Raw genomic sequence first — 8,371 nt, 5'->3', positions numbered from 1 at the left:
TCCAAAGGCACCATTTGAATATCGAGTCCCGAAACCTGATTGCAGATTTAATGAGGGATAGTAATTCCCTTTGGCGATATCAATTCCTTTTTCAGAAGCCTGTCTTCTCAATTCAGCTAAACGAATATCAGGGAAACTAGAAGCAGCAGATTTAAAAACATCTGACGCAGAGTACGCAGAATTAATCTTAGGCATATTCTCCATTTTCGGCTTTTCAACAACAAAAACTGAAGATGGATCAAGTTCCAAGAGCTGCGCAAGATTCAAAAATGCAAGATCTACCTGATTTTGAGCATTGGTAACATTAAGTTCTGCAGTAGCAAGTTGAGATTTAGCTTGTGATAAATCGGCAAGAGTTTTTGACCCAACATCAAAAAACTTTTGTTCAATATCTAATTGTTGTTTCGAAATAGCCAGTTGTTGCTGTGAAGCGATTAAAATATCCTGTGCATTTAACACAGATAAATAGCCAGTTACAACAGTCAAAACTAAATCATTCTTTATTTTTTGAGTATTACTTTTATCAGCATCTAACTGCAATTTGTTCTGAGAAATCTGATTAATTTTCTGAAATCCTTGAAAAAGAGCTGTTCCGGAAGATAAATTCCCACTAGTAGAGGTAATTGCCTGATTAACGAATTGATTGGTTAATGGGTCAATACTTCTACCAAAATTGAAATTTAAACCAGTATTTGCATTTAAAGTAGGGAGCAAAGCTAATTTTGATTGCTGCAAATTCTCTTCAGAAACGGCTTCTGTAAATTGAGCTTGTTTAATTTGAAGATTATTCTCAATCACAAGCTCAGTTGCACGCTTTAAAGTTAAAAGCTCCTGGGCCGATAATGACATAGCAGAAAAAAATATTCCCAAAAAGCTAAGGAGAACATATTTAAAAAAGCACTGATGTTTTATTTGTTTCATATATTAATTAACAGAATTGACTCATTTATAAATCCGTGTAAAAATACTACCATTTAATTAGCTAACATATTTATCTTCGTAATAAATTATTAAGCATTTGTATTTATCCTATTCCCCTTTTTGGTTGCAGTGGTTTTATCCTACATTAACCTGGCATAAAAGCAGGGAAGAAAATATCATTTTTCTTACTTTTGACGACGGACCTATACCAGTTGTTACACCATTTGTATTAAATACACTTAAAAAGTTTCAAGCAAAGGCTACTTTTTTTTGTATTGGAGAAAACATCGATAAATATCCAGAGGTCTTTTCGGATGTTATTAAGGCAGGCCATGCCGTGGGAAATCATACCTACAACCACCTTAAAGGATGGAATACTAAAGATAATGATTATTTAGATAATATCCAAAAATGCACACTACATACAGGTATAAGGCTTTTTAGACCCCCTTATGGTAGAATTACAAAATCTCAAATTAAGGCATTAAAAATTCAAAATCCTCAAATAGAGATTATCATGTGGGATGTTTTGAGTGGCGATTTTGACCAATCAATTACAGCAGAAAAATGCATAGATAATGTTTTGAAAAATGTTAAAAATGGGTCGATTATTGTTTTTCATGATAGTTTAAAAGCATTTGACCGTTTGGAGAAGAGTTTACCTGTCATTTTAGAAAAATTAAGTAATCAAGGATTTTCATTCAAAAAACTTTAAATTTCAAAAACATTGAAAAACAGGTAAATTATCTAATATCACAATTTAAAAAACATAAAACTGATCTCTATCATTTTTATCTTTTCCATTTAGATTATTTTTGCGTCATGATTATTTACAAACAATTTTCTTTTGATTCAGCTCATTTTTTACCCAATGTGCCTGTAGGGCATAAATGTGGGAACATGCATGGACACACCTATTTATTAAACGTATATATAGAAGGCATGCCAGATGAAAAAAGCGGATGGATCATTGATTATGCAGATTTAAAAAAGGCGATTAAACCTGTTATTGAGCAATTAGATCATCATTTATTGAATGAAATTCCGGGACTTGAAAATCCGACGAGCGAAAACCTTTCTATTTGGCTATGGAACAAGATAAAACCATTAGTAGCGGGATTAAAAAAAATCGAACTGAAAGAAACGCCAAGCTCTGGAGTAATTTATGAGGGAAATTGATTGGAATAAAACTTCACCAATTCAATTTTTTCTCTAAAGCTTCCAATTTCATTTCAAAAAATGTTTTTCATTAGGCCAAGGCATTTTTTTTAACAAAATCGAATCTTTTTTAAGAAATAGCAGATTTATTACAGATTGAATACCCTTTCCTCTTCCTTTTTTAGGTCGTTTTTTGTAACTTCGCTCGCAGTTAAATTAGAATTAATTAAAATCAAGCAAATAACATGGCATTTGATTTAGACATGATCAAAAAGGTTTACAACAACTACGGCCCTCGTATTGAGGCTGCACGTAAGGTAGTTGGAAAACCACTTACATTAACAGAGAAGATTTTATACGCCCATCTTTGGGAAGGAAATGCCACTCAGGCTCATGAGCGCGGTGTTACTTATGTAGATTTTGCTCCAGACAGAGTAGCAATGCAAGATGCAACTGCCCAAATGGCATTATTGCAATTTATGCAAGCAGGAAGACCTACAGTTGCTGTACCGTCTACCGTGCATTGCGATCACTTAATCCAGGCAAAAATTGGAGCTGATACAGATCTTGAAACAGCTAACACTCAAAATAAGGAAGTTTATGATTTCCTTGCTTCCGTTTCAAATAAGTATGGAATTGGCTTTTGGAAGCCCGGAGCAGGTATTATTCACCAAGTAGTTTTAGAAAACTATGCATTCCCTGGTGGAATGATGATTGGTACCGACTCTCACACTCCAAATGCTGGTGGATTAGGAATGATTGCTATTGGTGTTGGTGGTGCAGACGCTTGTGATGTAATGGCTGGTCTTGCTTGGGAACTTAAATTCCCTAAGCTTATCGGAGTTAAACTTACTGGAAAATTATCTGGTTGGGCATCTGCAAAAGATGTAATCCTGAAAGTTGCTGGTATCCTAACTGTAAAAGGTGGTACCGGAGCAATTGTTGAATATTTTGGCGAAGGCGCTAGATCACTTTCTGCAACAGGAAAAGGTACAATTTGTAATATGGGTGCCGAAATTGGAGCTACAACTTCAGTTTTTGGTTACGATGACAAAATTGCAACCTACTTAAAAGGCACTGAACGTGCTGAAATTGCTAGCCTTGCTGATCAAATCAAAGAGCATCTTACAGGTGATGATGAAGTATATGCAAATCCGCATAATTATTTTGATCAAGTAATTGAAATTGATCTTTCTACATTAGAACCACATATCAATGGTCCTTTTACTCCTGATATGGCATGGCCAATTTCAAAATTTGCTGCTGCCGTTAAAGAAAATGGATGGCCTCAAACTTTGGAAGTTGGATTAATTGGTTCTTGTACTAACTCTTCATACGAAGATATTTCTAGAGCTGCTTCTATTGCTGAACAAGCAGTAAATAAAAAATTAGTTTCTAAGGCAGAATTTACCATTACACCAGGTTCAGAATTAGTTCGCTATACTGTTGAGCGTGATGGTTTCTTAAATACCTTTGAAAGCATGGGTGGTGTGGTCTTGGCTAATGCCTGCGGACCATGTATCGGGCAGTGGGCTCGTCATAGCGATGATCCAACTCGTAAAAACTCGATCATCACTTCATTCAATAGAAACTTCAAATCTCGAAACGACGGTAACCCTAATACACATGCTTTCGTTGCTTCACCAGAAATTGTGACAGCAATGACCATTGCAGGTGATTTAGCATTCAATCCACTTACTGATACCTTAACAAATTCAGCAGGTGAACAAGTGAAGCTTGATGAGCCGCAAGGATTAGAAATGCCTTTAAAAGGATTTGCAGTGGAAGATGCCGGATATCAGGCACCAGCTGAAGATGGAAGTAAAGTAAGTGTGCTAGTAGATGAAAAATCTTCACGCCTTCAATTGCTTGATCCTTTCAAAGCTTGGGAAGGAACGGATGTTAAAGGTTTAAAGCTTTTGATAAAAGCAAAAGGCAAATGTACTACCGACCATATTTCTATGGCTGGACCATGGTTGAAATTTAGAGGTCACTTAGACAATATCTCTAATAATATGCTTATTGGTGCTACTAACTTCTTTAACGACAAAGCTGATACTGTTAAGAATCAACTTTCTGGAGAGTATGGTGCAGTTCCTGCAACAGCTCGTGCTTATAAGGCAGCTGGAATTGGAAGTATAGTTGTTGGAGATGAAAATTATGGTGAAGGTTCATCACGTGAGCATGCTGCAATGGAGCCTAGACATCTTGGTGTACGTGCAATTCTTGTGAAATCTTTCGCTCGTATCCACGAAACAAACCTTAAAAAACAAGGCATGCTTGCCTTAACTTTTGCAGATGCAAATGATTATGACAAAATTCGTGAAGATGACGCAATTGATATTGTTGGCTTGAATGATTTTACTCCAGGAAAACCATTGAACATCGTTCTAAATCATATCGATGGTACAATGGATACATTCCCGGTTAACCATACCTATAATGAACAACAAATTGAGTGGTTCAAGGCTGGTGGTGCATTGAATATCATCCGAATGAATCAATAAATTCAAATAATATCTATTTTAAAAGCTTAAAGCGAGATTTTTATAATTTAGCTTTAAGCTTTTTTTAATTTAAGGCCATAATACATTTAATTTTAAATTAGCATCATGTCAAAAATCATTCTTATTACTGGGGCATCAACAGGTATCGGATTAGAAACTGCAATACAGCTTGCCGAACAAGGGCATAAGGTTTTCGCAAGCATGAGAAACATTGAAAAAAGCACTCTACTTAAACAGACCGCTGAAAAAAGAGGCGTTAAGCTTAATATTATGCAATTGGACGTGCTTGATGACCAAAGTATCGCAAACTGTATTTCTGAAATCATTAAATCTAACGAGAGAATAGATGTATTGATAAATAATGCGGGTGCTGGATTTATTAGAACAATGGAACAAGCTAGCATGGATGAGATTAAGCAGGTAATGGATGTCAATTTTTATGGTCCGATAAGATGCAGCAAGGCCGTTTTACCTTTTATGCGAAAACAAAAAAGCGGTCATATCATCAACATTTCTTCTGTAGGTGGATTGGTTGGTCAGCCAGTGAACGAGATTTACTGTGCTGCTAAATTTGCACTAGAGGGGCTAACTGAGAGTCTCGCGACTTATTTAGAACCATACTTTGGCATTCACATTTCATTAATTGAACCGGGAGGTGTAATAACTGAATTTGGCAATAATCTAACCAATTATTTCAACAGTACTGGGGGCATTTTAAATGATGACTATAAACCATTAATGGAAAATTACATGGGTTATAGAGCTAGCTTTACTGATGAAGTAAAAGAAAAGGTATTTCAAAAACCAGCTCAAATTGCTGAAATAATCATTAAATGCATGAATGATCCACATCCTAAAGTTAGATACATGAGCTCTGAGGGGGTTGCAACTTTCACAAAGGTAAAAACGAGCCTCGATCCAGATGGAGAAATTTTAAAAACACAAGTAAGAAAAGGCGTTTTAAACAAATAAGAATCAGTTTAATAATTTTTCGAAATAAAATAATGAAGATTACCCTTCTTACCATTGGAAAAACAGAAGACAAGTACTTAATTGAGGGCATAGAGATTTATCTAAAACGCTTAAAACATTATATTCAATTCCGAATTTTGGAAATCCCGGAATTAAAAAACACAAAAAGTTTATCAAGAGATCAACAGAAAATTAAAGAAGCTGAGCTAATATTTAAACAAATTCAAAGTACCGATCATGTCATCTTATTGGATGAAAATGGGGCAGAATTCTCATCAAAAAAATTTTCAGTATATTTAAATAAGAAAATGGTTGGTGGTCAACAGCACTTAGTTTTCATTATTGGAGGTCCATACGGATTTAGCGATGAAGTTTATGCAAGAGGCAATGATAAAATATCCCTTTCACAAATGACCTTCTCTCATCAAATGATTCGATTGTTCTTCACTGAACAATTATATCGTGCTTACACCATTTTGAAGGGAGAACCTTATCACCACGATTAAAAGATGACAGATTATAAAAGAAAATATCTTTTCAAGTATATCAATCCAAGTAATGAAAAAAAGAACTTTTGGATTTTTATATTAGTCGGGCTTGCATTAGGGGCTGCAATTATTTACTTTTTTTAATATAACAAAGAAGGGCAGAAACTAATATAATTTCTGCCCTTTAAATATTATTGATATTAATTAGACCTTTGGAGCAAGTCTAGTGGCACTTTTACCTGCAGCTTTTGTAGCTTTAGGTTTTTCTTTAGCTACAGGTTCAGGCTTCTTGCTTACATTTCCACTAAGTGCTGCACCTTCAGAAATAGGCTCAGGAGCCGCTTCTTCAAATAAAGGCATATCCTTTATTGTATTAAACCAAGTAATAATCTTTTTCATATCTGAAGCATACACGCGCTCTTGATCATGATCTGGAGCAACTTCTAAAAAGAAAGTGCGTAGAGCCTTACCATCTGCAGTCTTTGGATCAGGAATATTTTTAACCTCCTTCATTTTAGAAAAAATATCACTCAACTTTAGATCATTATTTTCACCAAAAACAGTAATATCTTCTAAAGAGGCCATTTTTGCAGTACTCATATTGACCACAATTTTATTCTTTAGTTCATCAAGTGTTTCTAAGATAAAGCCAGATTTGTTTTGGCCAATCAATTTGAATAAACCCGGTTTACCCGAAACGGAAACTAATCCTCTTAAATTCATATAATAGTAGTTAGTAGTTAGTAATTAGTAATTAGTACTAAGTACTAAGTGTTTTATATTTAAGTTAAATATTTTGATAATAAATTATATTTAGATAAAATGTACTCAATACTATGTACTCAATACTATGTACTATGTACTCAATACTATGTAGTCTTTATCTATTCTTCAATTATTTCTATTCCCAATATTTTATCACCCTGACGGATATCATCTACCACATCAACATTTTCAATTACCTTACCGAAACAAGTATGATTACGATCAAGGTGAGCAGTATTTGTACGACTATGGCAGATAAAAAATTGTGACCCTCCGGTATTTCTTCCTGCGTGTGCCATAGAAAGTACGCCTCTATCATGGAACTGATTTTCGCCACTAAGCTCACAGTCAATACTATATCCTGGTCCACCAGCACCTGTACCCGTAGGATCTCCACCCTGGATAACAAAATCACTAATCACACGATGGAAGGTAACACCATCATAATATCCTTGCTTTGCTAATTTTAAAAAATTAGCTACTGTATTAGGTGCATCTTGATCATAAAATTGCACAGTCATGTCACCTTTTTCAGTTTTTATAATTGCTTTACTCATAATTCGATTCTTATAATTAAGAACAAAGTTAATTATTTAGATCAATTGCTAAAATTCTATAAATATCTTCTTCTTTTTATACCTTTAAATAGGCCTAAACAAATATAAAATCATGCAAAAAGTCTGTTTGACACTGCTTTTTACCTTTTTTCTCTCCATTTGTAATGCTGCCTCTATTCTGATTCCGATGGATGAAGAACAAAAAAATCATTTAAAAGCCTACGGAATTACTTACTGGGCATTAAAAAATGGAGCAGAAACCGATTGGCTCTTAAATTATAGAGGTGGGAGTTTTTTAATAAAATATTCACAAGCTATGGAGAGTGAATGTAAAATTCGGGGCATTTCTTATGAAGTGTTAAGCGATGGCAAAGTAAATATTATTTTAAATGAGATTACTGACCCATCAGTCAACATGGATATCGTAAAACTCGAAAAAGCACCAAAAATTGCCGTTTATTCTCCAAAAAATAAATTGCCATGGGATGATGCCGTAACCTTAGTGCTTAACTATGCCGAAATACCCTACGACATTATTTATGATGATGAGGTTCTAAAAGGCACATTACCAAAATATGATTGGCTTCACCTCCATCATGAGGATTTTACGGGGCAATACAACCGCTTTTGGAGTGCTTTCAGAAATGCAAGCTGGTATATGGATGATGTGAAGCTACAAGAAGCTACAGCAAAAAGAAATGGATTCAAGAAAGTATCCGAAATGAAACTTGAAGTAGCACGAAATATCCGAAATTTCTGTGCTGGCGGGGGCTTTATGTTTGCTATGTGTTCAGGACCAGAAACCATCGACATTGCTTTAGCGGCTAATGGAATAGATATTATTGATCGAGTATTTGACGGCGACCCTGCCGATGCTAATGCACAATCTAAACTTGATTTTAACCAAACCTTTGCCTTCCAAAATTTCAATGTCGACCTGAATCCGGGAAGTAATGAGTTTTCTACAATTGATTCTACACCCACTAGATCTCAATTACTAAAT

Annotated in this window: 9 protein-coding genes; 6 read left to right on the top strand and 3 right to left on the bottom strand. The window is 34.9% G+C overall.

Translation table 11 applies throughout. From position 1 onward, the window contains the following. Window positions 1–849, bottom strand: an 849-nt coding sequence (locus tag ACIQ0D_RS09835; RefSeq protein WP_395805142.1) for a TolC family protein, incomplete at its 3' end; no start/stop codon positions are given. A 169-nt stretch (window positions 850–1,018) separates the two neighbouring features. On the opposite strand from ACIQ0D_RS09835, the gene ACIQ0D_RS09830 reads away from it, so the two are divergent. From ACIQ0D_RS09830 to rlmH, 5 genes are all read left to right on the top strand, one after another. Then, window positions 1,019–1,636, top strand: coding sequence for a polysaccharide deacetylase family protein (locus ACIQ0D_RS09830; protein ID WP_395805140.1), 618 nt, complete (start codon window positions 1,019–1,021; stop codon window positions 1,634–1,636). A 107-nt stretch (window positions 1,637–1,743) separates the two neighbouring features. Continuing rightward, a complete protein-coding gene (gene queD / locus ACIQ0D_RS09825; protein ID WP_395805138.1) occupies window positions 1,744–2,100 on the top strand; it encodes a 6-carboxytetrahydropterin synthase QueD in 357 nt (118 codons plus the stop codon). 224 nt (window positions 2,101–2,324) lie between these two features. Further along, the gene (locus ACIQ0D_RS09820) at window positions 2,325–4,586 is read left to right on the top strand and encodes an aconitate hydratase (protein WP_395805136.1); all 2,262 of its coding nucleotides are present in this window, start codon (window positions 2,325–2,327) and stop codon (window positions 4,584–4,586) included. 105 nt (window positions 4,587–4,691) lie between these two features. Then, window positions 4,692–5,558 carry an SDR family oxidoreductase gene (locus ACIQ0D_RS09815; RefSeq protein WP_395805134.1) on the top strand — a complete coding sequence of 289 codons (867 nt, stop codon included), beginning with the start codon at window positions 4,692–4,694 and terminating at the stop codon, window positions 5,556–5,558. Window positions 5,559–5,590: 32 nt separating this feature from the next. Further along, window positions 5,591–6,064 carry a 23S rRNA (pseudouridine(1915)-N(3))-methyltransferase RlmH gene (gene rlmH / locus ACIQ0D_RS09810; protein ID WP_395805132.1) on the top strand — a complete coding sequence of 158 codons (474 nt, stop codon included), beginning with the start codon at window positions 5,591–5,593 and terminating at the stop codon, window positions 6,062–6,064. A 186-nt stretch (window positions 6,065–6,250) separates the two neighbouring features. On the opposite strand, the gene ACIQ0D_RS09805 is transcribed toward rlmH, so the two are convergent. Both ACIQ0D_RS09805 and ACIQ0D_RS09800 read right to left on the bottom strand, forming a co-directional pair. Then, window positions 6,251–6,769, bottom strand: a complete 519-nt coding sequence (locus ACIQ0D_RS09805) for a DUF5606 domain-containing protein (protein WP_395805130.1) — start codon at window positions 6,767–6,769, stop codon at window positions 6,251–6,253. A 161-nt stretch (window positions 6,770–6,930) separates the two neighbouring features. Further along, the gene (locus ACIQ0D_RS09800) at window positions 6,931–7,368 is read right to left on the bottom strand and encodes a peptidylprolyl isomerase (RefSeq protein ID WP_395805128.1); all 438 of its coding nucleotides are present in this window, start codon (window positions 7,366–7,368) and stop codon (window positions 6,931–6,933) included. A 112-nt stretch (window positions 7,369–7,480) separates the two neighbouring features. On the opposite strand from ACIQ0D_RS09800, the gene ACIQ0D_RS09795 reads away from it, so the two are divergent. Beyond that, window positions 7,481–8,371, top strand: an 891-nt coding sequence (locus tag ACIQ0D_RS09795; RefSeq protein ID WP_395805126.1) for an asparagine synthetase B, incomplete at its 3' end; no start/stop codon positions are given.

The sequence above is a fragment of the Daejeonella sp. genome, from assembly GCF_044342615.1.
Taxonomy (GTDB): domain Bacteria; phylum Bacteroidota; class Bacteroidia; order Sphingobacteriales; family Sphingobacteriaceae; genus Daejeonella.
The sequence above is the reverse complement of the archived record's forward strand: the minus strand, read 5'-3'. Positions and strand labels throughout refer to the sequence as shown.

Bases quoted from the DNA above. Each gene is read 5' to 3' on its own strand.
- ACIQ0D_RS09820 (WP_395805136.1), top strand. From the start codon at position 2,325: ATGGCATTTGATTTAGACATGATCAAAAAGGTTTACAACAACTACGGC.
- ACIQ0D_RS09805 (WP_395805130.1), bottom strand. From the start codon at position 6,769: ATGAATTTAAGAGGATTAGTTTCCGTTTCGGGTAAACCGGGTTTATTC.
- queD (WP_395805138.1), top strand. From the start codon at position 1,744: ATGATTATTTACAAACAATTTTCTTTTGATTCAGCTCATTTTTTACCC.
- ACIQ0D_RS09815 (WP_395805134.1), top strand. From the start codon at position 4,692: ATGTCAAAAATCATTCTTATTACTGGGGCATCAACAGGTATCGGATTA.
- rlmH (WP_395805132.1), top strand. From the start codon at position 5,591: ATGAAGATTACCCTTCTTACCATTGGAAAAACAGAAGACAAGTACTTA.
- ACIQ0D_RS09800 (WP_395805128.1), bottom strand. From the start codon at position 7,368: ATGAGTAAAGCAATTATAAAAACTGAAAAAGGTGACATGACTGTGCAA.